17 protein-coding genes are annotated in these 23,991 nt (G+C 51.3%); 11 read left to right on the forward strand and 6 right to left on the reverse strand.

Annotation, left to right across the window (positions count from 1 at the left end; genetic code table 11):
- Positions 1-9 precede the first annotated feature (9 nt).
- The 7 genes from BN4_RS13830 to BN4_RS13860 all read left to right on the forward strand — a co-directional run bounded on the left by BN4_RS13830 (position 10) and on the right by BN4_RS13860 (position 9,977).
- Positions 10-555, forward strand: coding sequence for a GAK system XXXCH domain-containing protein (locus tag BN4_RS13830; protein ID WP_015416027.1), 546 nt, complete (start codon positions 10-12; stop codon positions 553-555).
- Positions 556-562: 7 nt separating this feature from the next.
- Positions 563-1,708, forward strand: coding sequence for a GAK system CofD-like protein (locus tag BN4_RS13835; protein ID WP_015416028.1), 1,146 nt, complete (start codon positions 563-565; stop codon positions 1,706-1,708).
- A gap of 51 nt (positions 1,709-1,759) precedes the next feature.
- Positions 1,760-2,755 carry a zinc-binding dehydrogenase gene (locus tag BN4_RS13840; protein ID WP_015416029.1) on the forward strand — a complete coding sequence of 332 codons (996 nt, stop codon included), beginning with the start codon at positions 1,760-1,762 and terminating at the stop codon, positions 2,753-2,755.
- A 261-nt stretch (positions 2,756-3,016) separates the two neighbouring features.
- Positions 3,017-5,428, forward strand: a complete 2,412-nt coding sequence (locus BN4_RS13845) for a type I secretion system permease/ATPase (protein ID WP_015416030.1) — start codon at positions 3,017-3,019, stop codon at positions 5,426-5,428.
- Positions 5,429-5,435: 7 nt separating this feature from the next.
- Positions 5,436-6,764: an HlyD family type I secretion periplasmic adaptor subunit gene (locus BN4_RS13850; RefSeq protein WP_015416031.1), complete on the forward strand. Its 1,329-nt coding sequence runs from the start codon at positions 5,436-5,438 to the stop codon at positions 6,762-6,764.
- A gap of 9 nt (positions 6,765-6,773) precedes the next feature.
- The gene (locus tag BN4_RS17565; RefSeq protein WP_015416032.1) at positions 6,774-7,847 is read left to right on the forward strand and encodes a transglutaminase-like cysteine peptidase; all 1,074 of its coding nucleotides are present in this window, start codon (positions 6,774-6,776) and stop codon (positions 7,845-7,847) included.
- Between the two features lie 48 nt (positions 7,848-7,895).
- On the forward strand, positions 7,896-9,977 hold the full coding sequence (locus BN4_RS13860) for an HD domain-containing phosphohydrolase (RefSeq protein WP_015416033.1): 2,082 nt from the start codon (positions 7,896-7,898) through the stop codon (positions 9,975-9,977).
- Between the two features lie 126 nt (positions 9,978-10,103).
- On the opposite strand, the gene BN4_RS13865 is transcribed toward BN4_RS13860, so the two are convergent.
- Both BN4_RS13865 and BN4_RS13870 read right to left on the reverse strand, forming a co-directional pair.
- Positions 10,104-13,232, reverse strand: a complete 3,129-nt coding sequence (locus BN4_RS13865; protein WP_015416034.1) for an efflux RND transporter permease subunit — start codon at positions 13,230-13,232, stop codon at positions 10,104-10,106.
- Positions 13,233-13,234: 2 nt separating this feature from the next.
- The gene (locus tag BN4_RS13870; RefSeq protein ID WP_015416035.1) at positions 13,235-14,443 is read right to left on the reverse strand and encodes an efflux RND transporter periplasmic adaptor subunit; all 1,209 of its coding nucleotides are present in this window, start codon (positions 14,441-14,443) and stop codon (positions 13,235-13,237) included.
- A 236-nt stretch (positions 14,444-14,679) separates the two neighbouring features.
- Here BN4_RS13870 and BN4_RS13875 point away from each other — a divergent pair, with 236 nt between their 5' ends.
- Positions 14,680-14,967, forward strand: a complete 288-nt coding sequence (locus BN4_RS13875; protein WP_015416036.1) for a DUF1844 domain-containing protein — start codon at positions 14,680-14,682, stop codon at positions 14,965-14,967.
- A gap of 118 nt (positions 14,968-15,085) precedes the next feature.
- On the forward strand, positions 15,086-16,141 hold the full coding sequence (gene argC / locus BN4_RS13880) for an N-acetyl-gamma-glutamyl-phosphate reductase (RefSeq protein ID WP_015416037.1): 1,056 nt from the start codon (positions 15,086-15,088) through the stop codon (positions 16,139-16,141).
- Positions 16,142-16,217: 76 nt separating this feature from the next.
- On the opposite strand, the gene BN4_RS13885 is transcribed toward argC, so the two are convergent.
- Positions 16,218-17,015 (reverse strand): MlaA family lipoprotein, encoded by a 798-nt coding sequence (locus BN4_RS13885; protein WP_015416038.1) that lies wholly within the window; start codon positions 17,013-17,015, stop codon positions 16,218-16,220.
- The gene (locus tag BN4_RS13890; RefSeq protein ID WP_041720415.1) at positions 17,012-18,280 is read right to left on the reverse strand and encodes an alpha/beta fold hydrolase; all 1,269 of its coding nucleotides are present in this window, start codon (positions 18,278-18,280) and stop codon (positions 17,012-17,014) included. Before BN4_RS13890 ends, BN4_RS13885 begins: the two co-directional genes overlap by 4 nt.
- Positions 18,281-18,589: 309 nt before the next feature.
- Here BN4_RS13890 and lepA point away from each other — a divergent pair, with 309 nt between their 5' ends.
- Positions 18,590-20,395: a translation elongation factor 4 gene (gene lepA, locus BN4_RS13895; RefSeq protein WP_015416040.1), complete on the forward strand. Its 1,806-nt coding sequence runs from the start codon at positions 18,590-18,592 to the stop codon at positions 20,393-20,395.
- Positions 20,396-20,518: 123 nt separating this feature from the next.
- On the forward strand, positions 20,519-21,139 hold the full coding sequence (gene lepB, locus BN4_RS13900) for a signal peptidase I (protein ID WP_015416041.1): 621 nt from the start codon (positions 20,519-20,521) through the stop codon (positions 21,137-21,139).
- Positions 21,140-21,583: 444 nt separating this feature from the next.
- Here lepB and BN4_RS13905 read toward each other — a convergent pair whose 3' ends face one another.
- Entirely contained in the window at positions 21,584-22,309 is a 726-nt protein-coding gene (locus tag BN4_RS13905; RefSeq protein WP_231856543.1) for a substrate-binding periplasmic protein, read from the reverse strand.
- A gap of 172 nt (positions 22,310-22,481) precedes the next feature.
- Positions 22,482-23,798: a DUF697 domain-containing protein gene (locus BN4_RS17310; RefSeq protein ID WP_015416043.1), complete on the reverse strand. Its 1,317-nt coding sequence runs from the start codon at positions 23,796-23,798 to the stop codon at positions 22,482-22,484.
- Positions 23,799-23,991 lie beyond the last annotated feature (193 nt).

Below are 23,991 nucleotides of genomic sequence, written 5' to 3' on the forward strand. Positions count from 1 at the left end.
AGAAAACCAATGCCATCATTGAAAATAGATACATTTATGCCCCGTGAGGATCTGGCTGATTTTTTTCGCCGCTTGGCCCATGCCTTGGAAACGGGGGAAGGGGGAGAGCTTGCCTGTGCTCGTGAGTTCAAGAAAATCAAGATCAGTCTTAAGGACGAATACGGCCAGGTGTCTCTCAGGGCCAGAGTCAAGTCCGCCAGTGAGTGTCAGGCCGAAGAACCGGACTCGTTACCCAGTGAGACTCTGCACACACCCCCTGCACCGGCCAAACCGAAGTACAAGTTCCTCAAAAAACGCATGGGGTCGAGTTTCAAGGTCCTTTTCAAAATGATCCACCAGGGGAAAATGCCACCGGCAGCCGCAGTGGAAGAATTTTTGAATGATTCAAGAATAATGGTCTCATATCCAGGGTATGGGGACCCGGCTTACGACGCTTATATGGCCGCGTGTGACGAATTTGCAGCAGCATATGAATCCGGGGATTTGAAACGTCTCAATATGACAGTGGATACGTTGGTTCATCAAAAAGGACACTGTCACGCCAAGTACAAGTAGGTGGGAAATGCCTGATGAAAGTTTTGACCTGAGTATTGCGGAGAACGGTCCTCGTTGTCTTTTCTTCAGTGGTGGAACAGCACTTCGCGGAGTCTCCCGAGAGCTGATGCGTCATACGGCCAATTCGGTGCATGTTATCACTCCCTATGATTCCGGGGGAAGCTCGGCCGTGTTGCGACGGGCTTTCGGCATGCCGGCGGTTGGTGATATCAGGAATCGGCTTATGGCTCTTGCGGATTTGTCAGAAAAGGGCGGACGTGAGATTTTCGCCTTGTTTACCTATCGTTTTTCCAGAAAGGAATCGAATGCTGACCTTGCTGCGGAATTACGACGCATTGCTCAAGGAAAACATATTCTGGTCAATTTGTTGCCGGAGACAAAGCGGCCACTCATTCAGGACCATATACAATATTTTTTGCAAGTGATGCCCGCTGATTTTGATCTGCGCGGTGCCAGTATAGGCAACATTGTGCTGACTGCGGGATATCTTTCCCATGGCCGCCGTCTGGCTCCGGTTATCGAAATATTTTCGCGATTGGCCGGGGTTCGCGGTGCGGTTTGTCCTGCGGTTGACAGGGACCTGCACCTGGCGGCGGAACTGGCTGACGGGGATATTGTTGTGGGACAGCATCTGCTGACCGGCAAGGAGACTGGCCCTTTATCCAGCCCCATTAAGCGGGTGTGGCAAACACAAGCATTGGATTCGGCAGCCCCTGTTGTCTCTTCGGCGGAGAGGGACGTCTGTGCTCATATAGAAAGCGCTGATCTGATCTGCTACCCAGTGGGAAGTTTTTACAGTAGCGTGGTTGCCAATCTTCTGCCGCAGGGCATAGGAGCATGTGTGGCTGCAAATCCCTGTCCGAAGGTCTTTGTTCCCAATCCGGTCGGAGATCCCGAACTCCTGGGGCATGGCGTGACCGATCAGGTCCGCGTGTTACGCCGATATCTCCAACTCAGCGGTGCCCCTGAAGCGGCGGAAGTTTTGGGAATCGTGCTGGTTGACAGGAATCAGCCCTATCCGGGCGGCTTGGATATTTCCGCTTTGGAGCATCTCGGTGTGACGGTTGTTGACACATCTCTCGCATCCGCCGAAAGTGCTCCCTGTTTTGATCCGGTTCTGCTAACGGAAGCGTTGTTGTCTTGTCTCCCGTAATTTACAAATGACGCGGGGCGGGATAGAGTTATTTCAATCGGAGGACTCACCATGAAAGCCATGCTGCTTGAGACATATGGGGACGGGTATGATTTCGTACAACATGATGTGTCGCGTCCGGTTCCCATGCCCGGACAAGTGCTCATTCGGGTTGTCGGATCAAGTTTCAATCCTATCGATAACAAGATAGCGACGCTTGGTGATCAACTCGGCTTCGCTCCTGCGCTTCCTGCAATACTCGGCATGGATGTGGCCGGGATTGTCGAGGACGTTGGTGGAGGAATGTCCCGGTTCCAGCCTGGTGATGCTGTCTTTGGCTGTGCCGGAGGGCTTGGCTCGATTCCAGGCGCTCTTGCCGAATTCATGGTTGCGGACGAACGTTTGCTCGCTTTGGCTCCCACATGCATGGATTTGGCGGATGCGGCGGCTTTGCCGTTGGTCTCCATTACGGCCTGGCTCGGGTTGTTCAATAAAGCGAGGATTTCTTCTGGTGAAACACTGCTTGTCCAGGGTGGTGCGGGCGGCGTTGGGCATGTCGCGGTGCAGCTTGGCAGATATGCCGGGGCGCATGTTCATGCAACCGTCTCCGGCGATACCAAAGGGGCAGTCGTCGAAAGCCTCGGTGGTATTCCCGTGAATTATCATGATGTCGAGATGGCTGAATTAGTGGCCGATACACCGGAAGGGGAAGGTTTCAACGTAGTCTTTGATACTGTCGGCGGCAAGACTTTGGACGCGTCTTTCTTGGCAGCAGCCAATAATGGCAGAGTCATAACCACAGTTTCGCGGTCGACCCATGACCTGAGTTTGATGCATGCCAAAAGTCTTTCCCTGCATGTTGTCTTTATGCTTCTTCCCCTGTTTACGGGAGAAGACAGGCATCCATACGGCCAGATTCTGGGCCAGATCGCCACCTTGGTCGAACAAGATGCCCTGGCAATTCTACTCGACCAGGAACGGTTTTCCTACACGGATATAGGGCAGGCCCATCGGTATTGGGCATCAGGTGAAGCCATGGGTAAGATTGTCATCGATGTTGCCGACTAGAGATGCCTCATCGGCTTTTTGCTTTCCGCCAAAAATCACGAATTGTACAAATCATTTAATATACCGAACAATTTCCGTTATGAAGGGTGTGGAAAACACCGAAACCTGTCGGGATTGTTGGTGTAAATATAATTTGCGGCTTGACAAAAACGGGCCGTGAGTAAATGCTGAAAAAGTTAAAAATGGTACAGTGTTGCGGCGCATGCAGGGTGCCCCGTCTCCCAATTGTTTTACCATTCAATCCAGAGTCAGGCGCTCATTATGTCTTCAGAAAACAATATACCTCCCAAAACCGAAACGGCTCAGCTCTCGAATTCCACACGTCAAGGAACCGGGGGCGGGGTGGAAGACACTTCCAAAAGTGCTGAGGCTTTTTCCGGGCCTCCTCCCGGCAAAAAAATCGGGGCTGGTTCCACCACACAAGGCCAGCAGAAAGCTGCCGCTGCCGCCGAAGGGACGCAAGGAGCGGCTCAGGCCGGACCACCTTCTCCCCCGACGGGACAACAGCCAAGCGGGCCTGACCTTGAACGTGATGAACGTCTGTCGCCCAAGGATATCGATTTTCAACCACCTTTGGTGATCTGCCTGTCGATCATCAGCCGTCTGATGGGCAAGCCTGTTTCTTCGGCAACGCTCAAAGCAGGTATTCCCCAACAGGATGGTGTTATCACGGCCGCTTCCATAGTCCGGGCTGCCGGCCGTATAGGCATCCGGGCCAAAACCGTGCATCGTGGAGATCTTCGTTCCATTACCAAACTGGTACTGCCATGTATTCTGCTCTTGCGAGGGGGTAATGCCTGTGTCCTGATTGATACGGATGATAAGATGGCCCGAGTCATGGTCCCCGGACAGGGAATGGACGAGACGGAGATGGATTTGGCGACTCTGGAATCGGAGTACACCGGATACGCCATTTTGTGTCATCGCGAGTCCAAGCTTGACAAGCGGGCGAGTGAACTGAAACTCGTCAAGACCAAACGGTGGTTCTGGGGGGCCATGCTTCAGTTTTGGCCAATATATCGCCATGTCATCGCTGCTTCCATCATGACCAACATGATTATCGTGGCTTCACCGCTCTTTGTCATGAATGTGTATGACCGGGTTATCCCCAATAATGCCGTGGAAACTCTCTGGGCACTGGCCATCGGCATCTGTCTTGCGTATATATTTGATTTTACGCTCAAAAATCTGCGGTCTTATTTTGTCGATGTGGCGGGGAGGAATGCCGACGTTCTGATCGGGAGCCGTATCATGCAGCATCTTATGTCAGCTCGGTTGGACCATATGCCCGAGTCTGCCGGGGCTGTCGCCAACAACGTGCGTGAGTTTGAATCATTGCGCGAGTTTTTCAGCTCCAGTTCGCTGGTGGCGCTTATTGACATGCCTTTTTTGCTCCTGTTCATTCTGGTCATCCATTTTATCGGTGGGCCTATTGCCTGGCCCATCTATATCGCAGTGCCTTTGGTTATTCTGTTCGGGGTGTGCCTTCAGATTCCCTTTCAGCACATCATTGAGAATCACTACAAGGAATCGACCCAGAAACATGCGCTGCTCTTCGAAATAGTGCAGGGACTGGAGACCATCAAGACCTCCATGGCCGAGGGCCGGATGCAGGGGCGGTGGGAAAACGTCGTCGGGATGTCGGCCATGTCCAACAGCCGGGCCAAGATTTTGGCGAATATCTCTGTTACCTTCTCCATTTTTGTCACGCAGATGGTTTCGGTTTCGATTATTATCATCGGTGTTTTTCTCATTTCCAAGGGTGAATTAACCGTGGGTGGACTGATTGCCTGCAACATTCTCTCTGGGCGGGCAATGGCTCCTCTGAGTGCAGTCGCGGGATTATTGTCCCGTTTTCAGCAATCGCGCATGGCACTCAATGCACTCGATATGCTCATGGAGATGCCGAGTGAGCGGCCGACCGAAAAGGAAACGTTTCATTATGGTGCCGTGGAAAGTTCCTTGCAACTTGAGAATGTTTCCTTCAGCTACCCTGGAACAGACAAGGCCGTTCTTCATGACATCAATTTGAATCTCAAGCCCGGTGACAAGGTCGGTATTGTCGGCCGAACCGGGGCAGGTAAATCCACCCTCGGCAAACTGATAGTCGGTCTTTACCAGCCGCTCAGTGGTGCGGTGAAGGTTGGTAATATCGATCTGCGTCAAATGGATGTGGCAGATTTACGGCGTAAGGTGGGATATGTCTCGCAGGATTCCCTGCTTTTTTACGGGACACTCAAGGATAATCTTGCTTTCGGGTTGCCGGAAGCAGATGACCAGACGATCAAGGAGGCGGCTGATATCGCCGGGGTCAATGATTTCGTCAAGGATCATCCTGCTGGATTCGGCATGATGGTGGGAGAGCGGGGGACTTCGCTGTCAGGTGGGCAACGCCAAGCGGTTTCCGTGGCTCGGGCCATTTTACCCGATCCTGAAATTCTGATTATGGATGAACCTTCCAGCAATATGGACAATCAGTCGGAATATCGGCTCAAGTCAAAGCTTGAGCCATTTGTCAGGGAGAAGACTCTCATCGTGATTACACATCGTCATTCCATGTTGGACTTGGTGAACAGGCTGGTTATCATGGATAAAGGGCGCATCGTTGTTGATGGGCCGAAGAAGGCTGTTCTCGACGGGTTGCGATCCGGCAAGATCAAGGTCAACATGTGAGGCCGTGATGAGCAATAAAAAATTTGATAGAGAAACACTGCTGTTCATGTCCGAAGTGGATCAGGCCATGCATGGTTCCGGGCGAAAGCTTGCGTATCTGATGTCTGTTTCCATTGTGTTGATGTTCGTGGGTTTTCTGGTCTGGGCCAAGTTTGCCGTTCTGGATGAAGTGACGCGGGGGTTTGGCAAGATCATTCCATCCCAACGAATTCAGGAAATACAGAATCTCGAAGGCGGCATCCTGAGCGAAATTTATGTTGATGAAGGCCAGGTGGTCAAAAAAGGCGATGTCTTGTGCCGGTTGCATAATGAGCAGGCTGCCAGTTTTTACCGAGATGCCTTTGCAAAAGCGCTTGAGCATCGGGCGGCTATTGCTCGGTTGATAGCCATTGTTGAAGGGATTGAACCAGTCTTTGATGATGAATTGGTGGAAAAAGCGCCGCAGTTGGTGCAGGACCAGCGCCGTATTTATAAAGCCCAATTGGATCAGTTTGATATCGAAGTCAGTTTGCTCCAAGATCAATATGAGCAGAAGAACCAGGAAATCAATGAGATGAAAGCGCGCCGCAACCAGCTCGATTCAAGCCTGAAAGTGGCAAAAAAACAGCGGGCTATTGCCAAACCATTGGTCGAGAAACATATTCATTCAGAACTGGACTATCTGGCGCTTGAGCAAAAAGTACTGGAGTTGAACGGAGATGTTCAAGCCTTGAATTTAGGTATTCCCCGCGTGGAATCTGCGGCTCGTGAGGCAAAGGGACGTGTCGAGCAGCGCAAAGCCGAGTTTCGCAGTGCTGCACTGGAAGAAATCAACCAGCGTCGACAGGAACTGAGTTCTATTCGGGAATCCTTGAGTGCCGGAAGCGACAGAGTGACACGGACCGATGTTCGATCTCCGGTGAGAGGGATTGTCAAAACGATTCACATCAATACCTTGGGTGGTGTTGTTCAGCCTGGTGAGTCGATCATGGAAGTCGTTCCTTTGGATGACTCCCTGCTCGTCGAAGCCCGTATCAAACCTGCTGATATCGCTTTTCTTCATCCCAGACAGGCTGCCCAAGTTAAAATTACTGCATATGACTCAGCTATCTACGGTGGACTGGATGGGACTGTCGAGCATATCAGTGCGGATACCATTGCCGATGAACGAGGCGAAAATTATTATCTTGTGAAGGTCAGAACCTCGAAGAGTGTCATGGAATACCGTGGAGAAAGCCTTCCTATCATTCCGGGCATGACCGCTCAGGTTGATGTCCTGACCGGCAAGAAGTCTGTTTTGGATTACTTGCTCAAGCCTATTCTCAAAGCCAAACAAAACGCGCTCCGGGAGCGCTGATCGTCGTTGATGACGCGAGCCAGCCTCATACGTCGGATGGCGGCGGTCGCTTTATTGGTGGCCGCCTTCGCTATTTATCCGATGGTTGGTGGGACGACGCAGACGCAAGGTGCCGGGAACACGGAAAAGGAGGCGGCTGCGGATGATACAGTTGCTGAAAACCCCTCGGTTGAGAGCGGTTCAGAAGAGACTCAGGTTCGGGAAGTAATCTCTTCGGGCAGGCAAGAGACACCCCCGAAGAAGGCCGTTTCCACTCAGGCCGTCACAAAAGAGGTGGGTATTCACGCTGACCGGGGTGCCTCAACTCCGGTCGTTCCAGCATCCAGCCAGGCTGAAGCAGTGTTTTCCTCAACCCCGGTCACTTCCAAAAAAACGTCCCCCGTACTCAAGTCATCTCAACCGACCTCTCCCGTAGCCAGGAAGGAAAAGGTCCCGGTTGTCCGTTCGGTGCCTGCTCCTCGAAAAGCAGGAAAAGAGACCCCCCAATCAAAGAAAATTCTGCTTTTCGACACCATTGAATTTAAGGGAAAAATAAGAAAACTTCCCAAGTGGTCGAGAGTGCTTGCCAAAATGAAGGCTTGGAAAGGATACTTCAAGGATGCGCAGAGCGCGAAGCTTCCTTCCAGGTCAGGTTGGGTGAAGCTCAGGCGTGATGTCGCGGGGCTTGATCGTATGGGAAGACTCAAAGCGGTCAATAAATTTTTCAATAAATGGCCGTATCGATTGGATGCGGCGAATTACGGGGCCAGTGATTACTGGGCGACCCCCATGGAGTTCCTCAGAAAATCAGGAGATTGCGAGGATTATTCCATTGCCAAGTTTTATGCGTTGCAGGAGCTTGGTTTTACTGGTGATTCAATGCGAATAGTGGCTCTCAAGGACCGGATCAGAAATATCGGACACGCAGTTCTTGTGGTCTATCTTGGCAACGATGCCTATGTGCTGGATAATCAGACCAATATGGTCCTGTCTCATGTCAAATATAAGCATTATGTTCCCCAGTATTCGGTGAATGAGCACTTTCGATGGATGCATGTTCCCAGGTCGAAGAAGAGTGTGCGTCGAAGCGTGAAGAAAAAATAGAGGGAGAGGCATGCTGCCTGTCCTGTCAACAACCAGATGGAGTCAACTATGGCACAGCAGACCAACTCAGAATTACCGATAAGCATCGGCGGAGCAAGGCAGGGGGTTAAGATCACCGTTGTCCTCGCTTTCGTGCTGGTGATTTCCGCAGGTATCCTGTTCCTGGCGAGCCGGGCAGTGGGCATCAAGAAATCCGAAGGACTGGAGAATCTGGAGAAACGGTATAAACTTTTGGCTCATGGCCGTGGTGAAATGTTTACGGCCTGGCTGGAGAACCTGTCTCATCAGGGTGACAGGTTGATAAAGTCTGATCTTTTCAGGCTCTACGCCGCTGAAGTGGACAGTTTTGATGGTGATCTGGCCGGTATTTTCGGTGCTGTCGCCATTGAAGACGATGATTCTCAGGGAGAGGGAGCCGAACTCGCGGCACAGTTGCCCATGATGCAGAATATGCTTAGGGAATTTTCTACTTACTCCGGCTTTGTCAATGCCCGGATTCTCAATCGCCATGGGGATGCCTATATAGCCACGGATGGCTATCTGCCACCAATGTTGCCGGAGCAGTTGGAGCAGGCGACAGAATCCATGAAGAGCGGCAAACCTCGATTCTCTCCCCTTCGCAAGACTTTGCAGGGGCTTGAGATGGATGTCTATGTGCCTCTTTATTCTCCTGATGGGGCGGAAAATGAGGAAGCACCAATCGGTGCGCTGATGATGACCCGACAAGTTTCTGGTAAAATAACGGAGCTGCTTGCGAATTCAGTGCTTTCTTCTCAGGGCGAACGGACTCGTTTGATCCAGAAAGGCGTTGGAGGCTATCGGCAGGTGACACCGTGGACCACGGATGGCTTTACACCTGTGCATAGTGATATCGCATTGGATGAAAACGGGGATATCCCATTTGGTGAACGGGGAAGCCTCTCCGAGCCTGAACAGAAAGTTTTTTCACTTGGGCACATGATCCATGGTCCTGATTGGTGGGTTGTTCAGGAAGGTGATTATAGTGAGGCCATGGGACCTCTTGTCGCTTTCAGAAACAGTGTGACTGTGGTTGCCGGATTGGGAATTCTTACGGCCTTGCTGATAGCGGGCTTGGCTTGGTGGGTTCTTGCCGGAGTTCAAAGCCAGAGAATAGCAGAAGAATTCAAAGCTCTTGCTGCTCAGATCGACGATCAGAAACGGTTTATCGATTCCATCAATGCCAATATCGATGAATTTATTACTCTCAAGGACCTTGAGGGGAAATACACATATGTCAATGATGCCTTCGCCGAAGCGGTTGGGCGCAAGAAAGATGAACTGATAGGTATGGATTCCGCTGCTGTTTTCGGTTTTGACACGGCAAAGCGAGTGGGGGCGGATGATGGAATTGTCTGTCAGACGGGACGCAAGGAAATCATCAATGAGTCATTTTTCCTCCATTCTCAGCGCTATGAGTTCCAGATTTCCAAGTCTCCCTACATGGACAAGGACAACATGTGTCAGGGGATTGTCGAGGTCTACAGGGATATGACGGAATTTGTGGCAGTGCAGGAAAAGAACAAGCGTCTGATCAAACGGGCCATGGAGGCCCTCGGTTCGACGATTGAGGCCGCAGACCCGTATTTGGGCGGGCACACCAAGCTGATGGCCGGGCTTTCAGTGGAAGTCTCCAAAACCATGCACTTGTCGGAAATGGAGATGGCTGAAATAGAAACAGCCGCCAACCTTTCGCAGATCGGAAAAATGTTTGTCGCCAATGAGATCCTGACCAAGCCGGGCAAATTGACTGATGAAGAAATGGCAGCCATGGAAGAGCATGTGGAACATGCGTATCGGATACTCAAGGATATAGACATCGATGAAGGGGTGTTGAAGGCCATTTATCAGATGAATGAGCGAAATGATGGATCTGGATATCCCAAACAGCTTGAAGCGGAGGATATTATTCTGTCTGCTCGCATTCTTTCGGTGCTCAATGTCTTTTGCGCGATGATCCGTCCGCGTTCCTATCGAGGAGCCAAGGCACCCCGCGAAGCTTTGGGAATTTTGGCAGCAGATGCGACCAAATTCGATGCTGCTGTTGTCGAAGCATTGGGGAATGTCCTCAAGACTCCTTCGGGTGAGCGGTTACTCGAAGGTCGGGCATAGCTCGTAATATTCCATCTGGTATGAAAAAAGTCCCCGAAGCTCCGTCTTTGGGGGCTTTTTCTTGAATCGGAGAAAGGGAGCAGAGGACTGCGGTAAATTGAGGGCAGATCCTTTTGCCTTGTGTGGTCATATGTTTCGCATGAAGTGACCGATTTTCTCGGCGATTGTTTGAACGAAAACATACAAGGCAGGAACAACGATGACACCGAGCACTGTTGCCGCGATCATGCCGCCAAAGACCGAGGTGCCCAATGCATGGCGGCTTCCTGAGCCTGCCCCGGCAGCAGTGACCAGCGGGATGACACCGAGAATAAAGGCGAAGGAGGTCATGAGAATGGGTCTGAAACGAAGCCGTGCCGCCTCCACGGCTGCTTCGGCAATGCTTTTCCCCTGTTCATGTTGTTCCTTGGCGAATTCAACGATCAAGATGGCATTTTTGGCTGCAAGACCAATCAGCATCACAAGGCCGATCTGGGCATAGACATTGTTATCCAGCCCTCGCACCCATTGGGAAGCCATGGCCCCGAAGATGCCGAGGGGAACGCAGAAGATGACGGCAAAAGGAGTTGCCCAGCTTTCATACTGAGCCGCCAGCACCAGGAAGACCATGACAATGGCCAGAGTGAATATCATGCCAGCCTGACCACCAGCAGTCTTTTCCTGATAGGCGATCCCGGTCCATTCATATCCATAGCCGGTGGGAAGAGTCTCATCGGCGGTCTGCTCTATTGCGGCCATGGTCTGGCCAGAACTATATCCGGTGGCCGGTGTGACAGTGATCTCCACAGTGGGGAAAATGTTATACCGCTGAATGTATTCCGGCCCGGTCATTCGGGTCGCAGATCCAAGGGTGGTGAGAGGAACCATCTGTCCTTTTCCTGACCGCATGTAGAATTTACTCAGGTCGTCAATCCTGGTGCGGTAGTTTGATTCCGCCTGGGCCATGACTCGGTATGTTCTGCCATATTTATTGAAATCATTGATGTAATATCCGCCAAGATAGGTCTGCATGGTGGTGAAGACATCATCGATTGGCACATTGAGCTTTTTGACTTTATCCCTGTCTATTTCAACGTAATACTGCGGGACTCTACTGGAAAAGGTCGTAAAGGTGCTGGCGACCTGTGGCAGTTTGTTGGATGCACTCATGAAATTGTCAGCCACGGCAGACAGCTCATTGATTGATGCGCCTGAGCGGTCTTGCAGTTCAAACTGAAGCCCCCCTGTGGAACTCAGTCCTCGAATTGGCGGGGAAGCAAAGGCCATGACACTGGCTTCCTGAATGTTGCCGAAAGCCTTGCGGGCATGACCGAGGATCGTGTTCAAAGACAATTCGGGAGTTGTTCTCTCGGACCAATCGTCCAGTATGACGAAGACAGCTGAACTATAGGAGGAATAGGCTCCTGAGAGCAGACTGAATCCCCCCAGAGTCACATAGCTGTGCACGCCGGGAGCTGTTTTGAGGTAGTCTTCGAGCTTGTGGACTACCTGGTCCGAGCGTTCCAGTGAGGACGCTTCCGGGAGCATGCAGTTGACGATGAAATAGCCCTGATCTTCATCCGGGACAAAGCCTGTCGGGAGTATCGAGAAAAGGCCACTGCATCCAGCCGCGAAAACAGCTGCCGCGACAATGCCCAGAACCGAGCGTTTTACCAGTTTTCCGACGCCATTATTGTAGCGCTCGCTGACTGCATCGAAAATCAGGTTGAATTTGTCGAAGAACCATCCCAATGGTCCTCTCGCAGGCTTGTAGGGACGCAGGATGAGGGCACTCAGCGCCGGAGACAAGGTCAGGGCGTTGATGGAAGAGATGATTACCGACACCGAAAGAGTCAGAGCAAACTGTTTGTAGAGCTGCCCGGTGATGCCGCCCATGAAGGCGACGGGAATGAAGACCGCTACGAGGACCAGCGTGGAGGCTATGATCGGTCCGGTGACTTCCTGCATGGCTTTTCGAGTTGCGTCTCGTGGGGAGAGTCCTTCGTCATCTATGATGCGCTGTGTTGCTTCAACCACGACAATGGCATCATCCACGACAATGCCGATAGCGAGGACAAGTCCGAAGAGCGTCAAGGTGTTGATGGAAAAATCCATGAGTGGGAAGAGCGCAAAGGTGCCGATCAAGGACACCGGAACGCAGACCATCGGAATCACCGTGGTGCGCCAATTCTGGAGAAAAACGAATACCACGATGAAGACGAGAAACAACGCTTCGATCAGGGTATGCATGACTTCCTCGATAGAGGAATCGACAAAGCGGGTCGTGTCATAGGGGATAGAGTATTCGATACCCTTGGGGAACATGGTGGTCAGTTCATCCATGGTATGGCGGACACTTTCGGCAACATCGAGGGCATTGGCTCCCGGCAATTGGTAGATCAGCAAAGAGGCCGTATCCTGCCCGTTGAGTCGGGCAAAGGTGTAATAGTTTCTTGCGCCCAATTCCACTCGAGCGACATCCTGGATCCTGACAGCGCTGCCATCTTCATTGGCTTTCAGAATGATTTTTCCAAATTCATCCGGGTCGGTCAGGCGTCCTTTCACGCGAACCGACATCTGGAATTGTTGCCCTTTGGGAGCGGGAGGCATACCGATCTGCCCGGCCGGAGCCTGCACATTCTGTTCTTCGACAGCTCCGATGACATCGGAAACAGTCAGCCCGTATGTCGCCAACTTGTCAGGGTTGAGCCAGAGGCGCATGCCATAATCCTTGTCGCCAAAGAGGCTCACATCGCCGACTCCCTCGACACGGCGCAAAGCGTCATAAAGGTTTATTTGTGCGTAGTTATTGAGAAAAAGCGTGTCGTATTGTGGCAGACTGGATGTCAAATTGATAATCATGACGATGTCAGGCGACTGTTTCTTGACCGAGATCCCTGCGTTGCGGACTTCCTGCGGAAGCTTGGATGTTGCGAGGTTGACCCTGTTCTGTACATCCACGGTAGCAAGTTCCAGGTCACGGCCAAGCTCAAAGGTGACCTTGAGTGCCATGGAACCATCGTTGGAGGAGGTTGACGACATGTACATCATGTCTTGCACACCGTTGACCTGTTCCTCGATGGGTGTTGCCACTGATTGCATGACTGTTTTTGCATCGGCACCAGTGTAGCTGGCCTGAACGCTGACGGATGGTGGTGCTATCTGCGGATACTGGGCAACCGGGAGCGAAAAGAGACTCAGTCCTCCAACGAGAAGGATGATGATGGCGACCACTGAAGCGAAGATGGGACGGTCTATGAAAAAACGGACAAACATGGCTAGCCGTCCTTGCGTGTTGTCTCGGTCCTCTCTGTCGTTTCGCCTTCATGGGCCGAGTCTTTTGGTGTTTCGTCCAGGGGGACAACTTCGGGAGTGACGGTCATACCGGGTCTGACCCGGTTGATTCCATCAACGATGATCTGGTCGTCAGCCTTGAGGCCGCTCTTGATGACAACGAGGCCATTGACCTCGAATCCGAGGGTTACCGGCTGATTGACGATCGTTCCTTCGTTGGTCACGAGGTACACTGATTTCATCCCCTGGACGTCAAGGATACCTCGAACAGGAATGACAATCGCCTCTTTGGCCATATCCATGAGCACACGTATTTTCCCATATTGTCCGGGGCGGAGCAGCCCACTGGGGTTCGGGAATGAGACCCGTATACCCAAGGTGCCTGTCTGGGAATCAATGGCTCGGTCAACCATGCTGAATGAGCCACTCTGGTCATATTCTTCACCATCGGCCAAGATCAGTTTAATACTGTTTTTGGGAGGTTTCTCCCCGAGTTGGCCTTTTTTGGCCCTGACATATTCACTTTCGCTGACGCTGAAGCTGACATAAACCGGGTCCACCGTGGAGATTGTCGCCAGGAGTGTGGATTCATTTTGGCCCACCAAATTACCAATATCAACTTGAGCTCGGCCAATAACACCGTCTATGGGAGAATATATTTTGGTATAGCCCAATTGGATCCGGGCATTTTCGACCTGTGCGTTACTTTCACGAACCTTTGCCTGGTAAGTGTCAAAATCTGTTTGATATCCTTCGAACTCATCCTGACTGACCACGCCTTCTTCCAGCAGTTTCTGGAACCGGTCAAAATCCTTTTTTGCCTTGGCAAGCAGTGCCTGATTGTATTCCAGCCCTGAGAGAGCCACGTTCAAATCTTCCTCAAAAGGTTTGGGGTCGATGATGAAAAGCAGATCACCCTTTTTGACGTGAAGTCCTTCCTTGAATCGTTTTTCCTGCAAGAATCCGGCGACACGGGCGCGCACATCGACTGAGTCCACTGCGCTGATCTGACCGATAAACTCCCCCCAGTAAGGCATATCTCTTGTCGTGGCTCTGACCACTTTCATGGAGGGAGCTAATTGTACCTCTGGGGGAGCTTTTTCTTCCCCGCCGTCACATGCTGTCAGGAGTTGGATGCACAGAAAGATTCCCATGATGAGAGCGGGATAGTGGAATATTTTTTTCTTGGCCATGGTATCCTTCATTGTTTGAGGTTGTATGTCCTGGTCCGAATTTGTTGAGAATTATATGAGAATTCAATATGATATCTTTGCACTCTTTTGCAGAGCATGATCAATCTATGACTCAGAGTCTGTATGGGCGCAATGATTATAGCCGGGCTGGATCCTGCAAAGCCACATGTTGACTCAAATGGCGTGAAACCGTACTGAACTTTTACGAACAATTGTCATTCTTATCGGAGGCGAGGATGTCTGACAAAACATGCAGAGAGAATCCTATGAAAGGGGTTCCGCTTGATATCAACTTCACAACATTTATCTATTCACTTTCTTCGTCCGCCATGGTGACTTTGGGCGAGGCGGCAGACCCGACCACGGGCAAAGTTGAGTTCCATCCGCAGATGGCCAAGCACACGATTGATGTGCTCGGTATGCTCAAGGAAAAATTTGATAATGGGTTGGATGAAGATGAACGGAAACTGTTGTGCGACATTGTCTATAATCTACGCATGACATATGTGAACAAAAACAAATAACGCCGTTTCGTCTGTCGTAACGCCTTGATGTCATATGGATCTCGGCGGACTCATGGGAACATCTTTGCCGAGGAGTATGTTCTCCTGCTCCATGGCCTTTGCAAATGAAGGAAGAATAATGGCTCAGACTATCAAAGCCGGATTGGTCGGTGTGACCGGCTACACCGGTATGGAATTGGCACGGCTCATGGTGCATCATTCATCCATGGAGCTCGTTCGGGTGACTTCCCGGTCCGAGGCGGGTAAATCCCTTGCCGAAATTTATCCGTTTCTGAACAGGCTTCCTCTTGGTGATCTGGTTATTACTCAACCGGACCCGGCTGATCTTGCTGCGGAATGTGATGTGGTTTTTCTAGCTGTTCCGCATAAAACAGCCATGGAAATTGCTGCGACCTTACTTGAAGAAGGCGTGAAAGTCGTTGACCTTTCGGCTGATTTTCGCCTCAATGACAAGGACACCTATGAGCAATGGTACGCGACGGAACACACCAGAGCCGGCCTGTTGTCCGAGGCGGTGTACGGTCTGCCTGAACTCTATCTTGATCAAATCATGGGCGCGCGTCTTATCGCCAATCCCGGATGTTATCCCACGTCATCCATTCTCGGACTGGCTCCGGCGCTTGCTCGGGGCATTGTCCGTTCGGACGATATCGTGATTGACGCCAAGTCCGGTGCTTCAGGTGCAGGGCGCGGCAAGAGTATAGGGACACTCTTTTGTGAAGTGCACGACTCCTTCCGCGCCTACGGGCTGCCCACTCATCGGCATACACCGGAAATCGAGCAGGAAATTTCCAAGATTGCAAACACGCCCATAACCGTTTCCTTCAATACCCATCTGCTTCCTGTTGATCGCGGCATCTTGTCGACCATTTACACGAAGCTGACTGCTGATCTGTCTTTGGATGAGGTTCATGCAGTCTATACGGATTACTATGCGGATAAACCGTTGGTCCGTGTCATGCCCAAAGGGCAGTTGCCCGAGACCCGTTTTGTCCGTGGGACGGTCTTCTGCGATATCGGGCTGGTTGTCGATCCCCGCACGGGGCGGTTGGTCATCCTGTCTGCCATCGACAACCTCTGTCGTGGGGCATCGGGACAGGCTCTGATGAACGCCAACCTGATCTGCGGTCTCGATATTGATGAAGGGGTACCCATGGCTCCGATGATGCCGTAAGTTCTTTCGTCATAACCGGACGAGGGCCACATGAAAAAACAGATTGAACTGATTTTTCATGTGGCCCTCGTGCGTGTTAACGCTTGATATCCAGTTCCCGTTTTTTCGTATAAATGAAGCGGACCATTTCATACTCGAAGGGAGAGCCTGTCGAGTGATATCTGAACGGTGTGTTGGCTCGAAGATTGATGCCCCGCACAAGCTGTTCAGTCAAGCTTCGGGCAGTGGTGTCATCAACGCCAATGGCTCTGTAAATGTACTGCATCTCCAGATATTGGAGGAGCGTGTCACCACCATAGCCTGCGGCATCTCTGAGATTGGATGGCCCGATGACCGGCATGACGAAGTAGGGACCGTTGCCCACTCCCCAGAAGCCCAGAGTCTGGCCTATGTCTTCCTGCTGGCGGGGTAGGGATTTTGCCTTGGATGCCTGGTCCCATATACCTGCGACGCCAAAGGTTGTGTTGATCAGGATTCGGGAAATCGTGATGAAAGATTTTTCCAATTTCCCTTGGAGGAGGCAGTTGACCAGAACAGGCACCTCGTGGAGGTTGTTGATGACATTGCTCACGCCAGTCCGGACCGGGGAGGGAAGAACCAGTCGGTAGGCTTTCGTCGCAGGAATCAGAACATATTCATCCACATTGGCATTGAATTCATATAAATTCCGATTCATCGGCTCCCATGGATCGTAAACATCCAGGAACCTGAGCGATCGGGAATCTTCAGTGGGCCAGCGGTGAACCTGTGTCTTGAAACCTGTGGGTTGCAGATTCGACATGGGGTCAATGGTCGTCATGGTTTTGGGACCACATGCCCCGAGCAGGAGCATCACCGCAAATATGAAGGCAAGATGGGGCTTGAGGTGTTTCATGGGCGCACCATCCGAACCATGGTTTCGACAAAGGCAGGATGTCTCATATTGCCGCAGTGTCCACCGGTGGGGAATAGAAAGGCCCGCGAGCCGAAAGTATTTTCGATGAACCGTAAATCATCCCTGTCAAGAATGACATCATCCCGATTGCCGATAAGGACTATCTTGTCGGTCGTCTTGAGGTATTCGCTGATATCCTTGAGACTGCACTGTCGCAACACTGTCCTCCTGTCCAGTCCCGGCTTCATGTATTGGATGAACGGGAGCAGGTATTCATCCAGATACTCTTCAAATCGAACGTCAAATGCCTGCTGGGCATACGGCAGTAATGATGTGCCCGTTTTGAGCGGATAGTCCTGAGGGGGAACGAGGTATTCCGCCCGTAGACAGACATCTGAGGCAAAGATCATGGAAGCGGATGAGGTGCGGAAAGCGCCTCCGATAAGTGTCTTGAGGTCTTTGTCCCGGAAATTTACACGGGTCACCATGCGGTAGAGAAAGTCATCATCGAGGTCGGTAACATCAGCGGTTCTGTAGTATTCTGAAAAGCGGTCAATGACTTTTTCGATCTGCTCCCGGACCGTTGTATCGCCGAGGTTTTCGTCTGTCAGCCATGCATCAAGCCGTGTGACCGAACTGTAGAGGGACACGGGCGGATTGATCATGAGCACTTTCTGAAAGCCAAAATCCTTCAGCGTGGAATCCGCATGGGCTATGAAGGCGGCATGCAGAGCGCCGAGACTGTACCCGGCCATGGAGTATCCGGTTATGTCACATTCCTTTTCCACATCTGTCTTGATCCACTGCATGACCTTGTATAAATCTGCTACGTCGTATGGGACATAGCCGGGAACCCCGTGCTCGGATGCACTGACAATGAAATTCATATGGGTTGGAGACGACAAAGCCACCACATGAAATCCGGCCTCATGGAAGACTTGAGTCAGGAATGCCATTTTCAGAGAATTGTGCTCGGCTCCGGTTCCGGCAATGAGAAAAAGTAGTGGGGCAGCCGTGTCTTGCAGGGCCGTTGTATAATACATGTCGCGGCTGTACGAGAAGACATTCGGAACCTGACGGCCTTCTATTCGGAGGGACCGGATTTCCGGTTTGACCGGATTGCTCACTCTATAGCGACTCTCTGGCGGTGTGCCATAGACAGTGGCTTTGTACGGATTGTCAAATGGGTAATCATAGTCCGCCGCTCCAGCCGAGAGTATCGGAAGGAAAAGGACGAAAAAGGTAAAAGCAAGGGTGAATCGCATAAGCCTGCAAGGGAAAAAGATTGGATGGTCGCAAAAATATACGGAATAGACCCTATCGTGAACAGAAAAGGGATGCAATGGGTATCGGGGCGCTGGGGAAAGCCCGGTGTGTTGTGCCGGGTGTCGGAAGTGAGGAATCTTTCCCATGCCGCTCCTGTTTTGGAGAGAGCCCCAATGTCCACGACTTCCTCTTTCCCCATAGTATATGTATTAGACAACCTCTCTCAAATGCCTTACAAGCTTCCCCACACGCCGTGATTCGGCGTCTTTCCCCATGCCCGGAGAAAAATTTCACTCACAATGAGAATTATGAGCAATATCGATAAAATACGTAATTTCAGCATAATCGCCCATATCGACCACGGTAAGTCGACATTGGCTGATCGCATCCTTGAACTCACCGGTATGGTTGGGGATAGGGAAAAAAAAGATCAGTATCTGGACAAGATGGATCTGGAACGTGAACGTGGTATCACCATCAAGGCGCAAACTGTGCGCATCCCGTACACCGATAGCGATGGGCAGAAGTATATTCTCAATCTCATCGATACACCCGGTCACGTCGATTTCAGTTATGAAGTCTCGCGATCTCTTTCCTCCTGCGAAGGAGCCCTCCTGGTGGTCGACGCCACGCAGGGTGTCGAAGCGCAGACCTTGGCGAATGTCTATCTTGCCCTTGATAATGATCTGGAAGTCATTCCTGTTCTCAACAAGATAGACCTACCCAGTGCCGATCCCGAGCGGATCAGCCGTGAGATCGAAGATGTGATCGGCCTGGATTGCACCAATCCCATTGCGGTTTCCGCCAAAACGGGCCTCAATGTTCAGGATGTTCTGGATGCAGTCATTCACTTGCTGCCTGCCCCCAAGGGGGACCCTGACGCTCCGCTCAAAGCTCTTATCTTTGATTCCTGGTATGACTCGTATCAGGGCGTGGTCGTCCTTTTTCGTCTTCTTGACGGGACAATCAAGAAGCGTGATCAAATCAAGATTTTCTCCACTGGCAAGAATTTCGAGGTCACCCGCCTCGGTGCATTCATGCCGGAAGCAGTGGACATCAAGGCCATGGGGCCGGGCGAAGTCGGATTCTTGTGCGCCTCCATGAAAGAATTGGGTGACGCGCCTGTGGGTGATACCATCACTCACGCAGAGCGGCCTGTCAGTGAGCCGTATCCCGGTTTTAAACCGGTCAAGCCCATGGTCTTTTCTGGATTGTATCCCATCGAGCCAAGTGAATACGAAACCCTTAAGGCCGCACTGGAGAAACTCCAGCTTAACGATGCCGCGTTCAGTTATGAGCCGGAGACATCGCAGGCTCTCGGGTTCGGATTTCGCTGTGGGTTCCTTGGGCTGCTGCACATTGAGATCATTCAGGAGCGGTTGGAACGGGAATTTGAAGCCAAGCTCATTACCACGGCTCCCTCGGTTATTTACGAGGTCAAGACAATCGCTGGCGATATCTTGAGCATCGATAATCCGAGTAAGCTGCCCGATCCGAGTAAAATCGACTCCATTCGCGAGCCGTATGCGCATTTGGAAGTGCATGTGCCCAATGAGTTTGTTGGCGCGGTGCTGGCTCTGTGCGAGGAGAAACGTGGTATTCAGAAGAATATGGCCTACATCACGGAAAACCGTGTGGTCATCACTTATGAAATGCCTTTTGCCGAAGTCATGTACGATTTCTTCGACAAGCTGAAGTCCTCCACCAAGGGCTATGCCAGCCTTGACTACGAGATCATCGACTACCGAGAGGCCGATCTGGTACGCCTCGATATCCTGATCAACGGCGATCCTGTCGATACTTTTTCCTGTATTGTTCACAGGGAAAATTCGGCACGCACGGGTCGTTCGCTGGCTCTCAAGCTCAAGCGGTCCATACCGCGACAGATGTTCGAGGTGGTCATTCAGGCCGCCATCGGCAACAAGATTATCGCCAAGGAGCGTAATGCCCCATTCCGAAAGGATGTTACGGCAAAATGCTATGGTGGTGATATCTCGCGTAAAAGAAAGCTGCTGGAGAAACAGAAAGAGGGGAAAAAACGAATGCGTCGCATGGGGAACGTCGAAATCCCACAGGAAGCCTTCCTTTCTGTGCTGAAGGCTGACGAAGATTAATCGATTCATGTGATGCACAAGGAGGTCTGAAGGGGAGTCCCTTCGGCCGTCGGAAACGAAATCACCCGACATTGCCGCCTAGGCGGTTTCCGAATCTGATTTCACCATACCAGGAAATAACCAATGACCAACGATTCCATGAAATCATTCCGCGACACTCTCGAAGCTATCGTCGTGGCGCTTCTTCTGGCTTTTGTCATCCGTGCCTTTGTGGTCCAGGCATTCAAGATTCCATCTGGTTCCATGCTGGAAACCCTTCAAATCGGTGATCACCTGCTGGTGAGCAAGTTTGCATATGATGTCCGTTTGCCGTCCGACATATGGCTTGATACCACCGACGGCAAAGTCCTTTACAAAACCAGTGATCCCGAACGCGGTGACATCATCGTTTTCAAATTCCCGCAGGATGAGTCCAAGGATTACATCAAGCGTATCATAGGCTTGCCCGGTGAAACCGTGGAAGTTCGCAACAAAGTCGTTTATATCAATGGCCAGCCGCTGGACGAACCGTATGTCCTGCACACTGATGCCAAGAATTTGCCTGTGCGTGACAACTTTGGCCCGGTAACTGTGCCGGAAGGCCGCTACTTCATGATGGGTGACAATCGAGAAGGCTCATTCGATTCCCGCTGGTGGGGAACCGTGAAGCGAGAGAAGATTGTCGGTAAAGCACTTATTATCTACTGGTCTTGGGGATCTCTCACCGATATCCGTCTTGATCGTATCGGAACCATGTTCCGGTAAGCATCTCTCAAAAGTGCCTCTGAATTTTCTTCCGAGGCAGGTAGGATCACGAGGGTGGTGCTCCAAAGAAAGATCAGAATCAATCGTCCTACAAGTGCGTTTGGTTCTGATCTTTTTTTGTGCCACCCCGAGAGGCTGTCCTGTTTTTCTTCTCAGAACCCAAAAGGTTTGTTCAGTGATGGAAAATCTCGTGCTCGGAACTAGGGACGAGCTGAAAAATCATGTCAACGGGGAGGTACAAAAAATGGGCCTGGCTCCTTACTCAATCGGAGAAAGTTGAATTTTTTGTACTGTTCGCTTTATGGGGCGGAAGTGGACATGAGAAGTTTATTTTCAGTAACTATCTGATATATAGGTGATATATTTTTATTTTGGTTTTTTGAGAAGATGTGGCACGGAAGATGCTAATAAGAAAGTATCTTCCTTTTATTTGCACTGAGAAAATCAAGGCCTCCGCAAGGGGGCTTTTCTCGTTTTGGTGGCAGGGAGCTTTGGACCAAAGAGGCCATGGTACTGCGCAATGATATCAGCCAACTTGCCGGAGTTACGAATATCTCTGAAAGCTCGCCGAACCCGGTTGACAATTTCATCAGAGGTGGCGGTCCCAAAGGCCATGTAGAGATCTTCCTTAAAAAGGGGGAGCTGCTCCACCCAGTATTCGGGGTGCAATTGGGCCTTTTTGAGCCAACAGGCCAGTGAGAGCCGGTCCCCTGTTGTCAGGTCGATCCGCATGGTTTCCGGTTGGGATTTCATGGCGTTCTGCTGTTCGCTGTTGACCGGGAAGAGATTCACGCCTTCGATAAACCCTTTGGAAAGCAAGTAGTGGTGTGTGGAGGTCTGTCGCGTGACTCCCACGCGAAACCTTTTGGCATCGGCGAGGTTCCTGATCGTGATATCAGTCCTGTATTGGGGTTTGAAAAGATACATGTCGATACTCAGGCCATCTATCTTGATCCATTTGAAGCTCTTACTGCGGGAAGGGAGTTTCAGGATGCTGTAAATGAGGATATTTTCGCCGTCGCGCGCCATGGTATAGGCTCGGGCAAACGGGTACAATTCGATGGTATAATTCAACCTGCTTTGATCGAGCGCGGCGCGTATTATTTCAGTGACAACGCCAGATATTTCGCCATTTTTGCTGTACGTATATGGTGGCCATGTTTCGGTCACGACACGAATAGACTCCGCGTGTGTCGGGGGAGCATGCAGTATTAAGAGCAGGATGGGGAGATACCACCACCTCATCGGCGTGTTCCTCTTTAATCTTAGTGGATACGGTTCTTCGCAAATCCATGAGCAAAGGTTCTAATATCCTAATAGACACTATCCGAAGAGGAATTGTCTACTCCTTACGCCATGCTTTGATACGTTGTAACATGCGTGACATGTGTGATGCCGATTTTTTCCCGGCCTTGGCTGCGTTGCAGCATGCCTTGGCCGTCTCAGTTCCTATTCGATGTCCATTTTCAACGACTCGTCGACTCCCGGTAGCAACACGATGCCCTGTGGAAATTGCATTCTTGGCAGTTCTTTCAGCGGCTTTCCTGACAGCTTGTGTCCCTTTTCCTACCCCGTGTCCCACTGACCGAACCGCTTTTTTCGTTCCTCCACCGATCTTTCGTGCACTGACTCCAACCATGCTGGCTGAAGTTGATGCAGCGTCCTTGACGCTCTTTCCCATCCGGCGAGCTCCGCCTCCAACGGCTCCTGCGGTGCCGGTCGCTGTCTCTTTCACGCCTCGGACCGCTTTTGCCGATCCGGTTTTGACCGCTCCGGTCGCACCACGAACCAGCGCTTTGGTCACAAAAGTAACGGTTTCAGCACTCATGGAAACAAACATGCGTGAGGCCTCACCTGTTGCGGCTCGACGCATTGCGCCCTTTGTGTTCAGGTTCAATGCGACATACTCACGAGCCACAATCCCACACCGTAGTGCCAATAAACAATTGGTCGAACCGGTCAGGATCGAGGCGGTAATTATCCCCGAAATTGCCTGAGCACCCGGAACCGCGCCAATGGCTGACCCGCCAACCAAAGGCCCCATCAGTTCGCCGATAAAATCTTCGATTCCGAATTCTTCAAGGCTTCCTGCCAGGAATGATGTTGCCGCAATATTCGCATATAAGTTGATCAACTCCCGATAATGGGGCCTTTGGTGGTAAAGCTTGGCCACCCGCCATGTCATTCGCGTTATCAGAAACAGCACTATGAGTGTATCCAGTCGGCCGTTTTGAGAAATCGCACTCCCGATGAAAACCTGTTTGGCCGTGGTCCGTATCTCTTCGTTCGCTTTTTCCCGAAGGACAGCCAATCCGGCTTCAAGGTCGTGCTCATCATTGATCACGACCTCGGCATCCCTCAGGTGGCGATTCTTTCTCAGGCGGCGCAGCAATGCAGCACGAAAGGCTCGCATATCTTCATGTGTCGGATTGGCGTAGACAAGCAGTGGTTTGGGGCGAAAAAAAGCGATGCTGGCCAACCATAAGATCATACCGGATACCATGGCGAAAAGGCACCAGAAAACCCATGGTTCAAATGCGGGTGAAATGCGACCGGCAAAACCGGCCACTCCTTCGATACAAGTGTACAGGAAGGCCAGGAAACTCCCGATAACCAGCAGTCCGATAAATGAGAGGCAGTGTTTCATGTATTTAGACATGCCAAACCCTACCTGTTTTCACTGGTTCGCGAAAGAGGGATGCTCCTGGGGGGAAAGCCTGATGACTTTCCTCCTCATGCACCAGAACTGTCTTCTACGAGTTTCGGTCAGCCTGAGGCAACTCTCTGAAAAATGACTTTCAGAGAGTTGCCTATCAAGATTACTCTGTGTGTTCGGAACGGGGAAATAGTGG

This window comes from Pseudodesulfovibrio piezophilus C1TLV30 (assembly GCF_000341895.1).
GTDB classification, from domain to species: Bacteria; Desulfobacterota; Desulfovibrionia; order Desulfovibrionales; family Desulfovibrionaceae; genus Pseudodesulfovibrio; species Pseudodesulfovibrio piezophilus.

Excerpts from the sequence above, each read along its gene's own strand:
- BN4_RS13830 (WP_015416027.1), top strand. The coding sequence starts at position 10 with ATGCCATCATTGAAAATAGATACATTTATGCCCCGTGAGGATCTGGCT.
- BN4_RS13835 (WP_015416028.1), top strand. The coding sequence starts at position 563 with ATGCCTGATGAAAGTTTTGACCTGAGTATTGCGGAGAACGGTCCTCGT.
- BN4_RS13840 (WP_015416029.1), top strand. The coding sequence starts at position 1,760 with ATGAAAGCCATGCTGCTTGAGACATATGGGGACGGGTATGATTTCGTA.
- BN4_RS13845 (WP_015416030.1), top strand. The coding sequence starts at position 3,017 with ATGTCTTCAGAAAACAATATACCTCCCAAAACCGAAACGGCTCAGCTC.
- BN4_RS13850 (WP_015416031.1), top strand. The coding sequence starts at position 5,436 with ATGAGCAATAAAAAATTTGATAGAGAAACACTGCTGTTCATGTCCGAA.
- BN4_RS17565 (WP_015416032.1), top strand. The coding sequence starts at position 6,774 with ATGACGCGAGCCAGCCTCATACGTCGGATGGCGGCGGTCGCTTTATTG.
- BN4_RS13860 (WP_015416033.1), top strand. The coding sequence starts at position 7,896 with ATGGCACAGCAGACCAACTCAGAATTACCGATAAGCATCGGCGGAGCA.
- BN4_RS13865 (WP_015416034.1), bottom strand. The coding sequence starts at position 13,232 with ATGTTTGTCCGTTTTTTCATAGACCGTCCCATCTTCGCTTCAGTGGTC.
- BN4_RS13870 (WP_015416035.1), bottom strand. The coding sequence starts at position 14,443 with ATGGCCAAGAAAAAAATATTCCACTATCCCGCTCTCATCATGGGAATC.
- BN4_RS13875 (WP_015416036.1), top strand. The coding sequence starts at position 14,680 with ATGTCTGACAAAACATGCAGAGAGAATCCTATGAAAGGGGTTCCGCTT.
- argC (WP_015416037.1), top strand. The coding sequence starts at position 15,086 with ATGGCTCAGACTATCAAAGCCGGATTGGTCGGTGTGACCGGCTACACC.
- BN4_RS13885 (WP_015416038.1), bottom strand. The coding sequence starts at position 17,015 with ATGAAACACCTCAAGCCCCATCTTGCCTTCATATTTGCGGTGATGCTC.
- BN4_RS13890 (WP_041720415.1), bottom strand. The coding sequence starts at position 18,280 with ATGCGATTCACCCTTGCTTTTACCTTTTTCGTCCTTTTCCTTCCGATA.
- lepA (WP_015416040.1), top strand. The coding sequence starts at position 18,590 with ATGAGCAATATCGATAAAATACGTAATTTCAGCATAATCGCCCATATC.
- lepB (WP_015416041.1), top strand. The coding sequence starts at position 20,519 with ATGACCAACGATTCCATGAAATCATTCCGCGACACTCTCGAAGCTATC.
- BN4_RS17310 (WP_015416043.1), bottom strand. The coding sequence starts at position 23,798 with ATGTCTAAATACATGAAACACTGCCTCTCATTTATCGGACTGCTGGTT.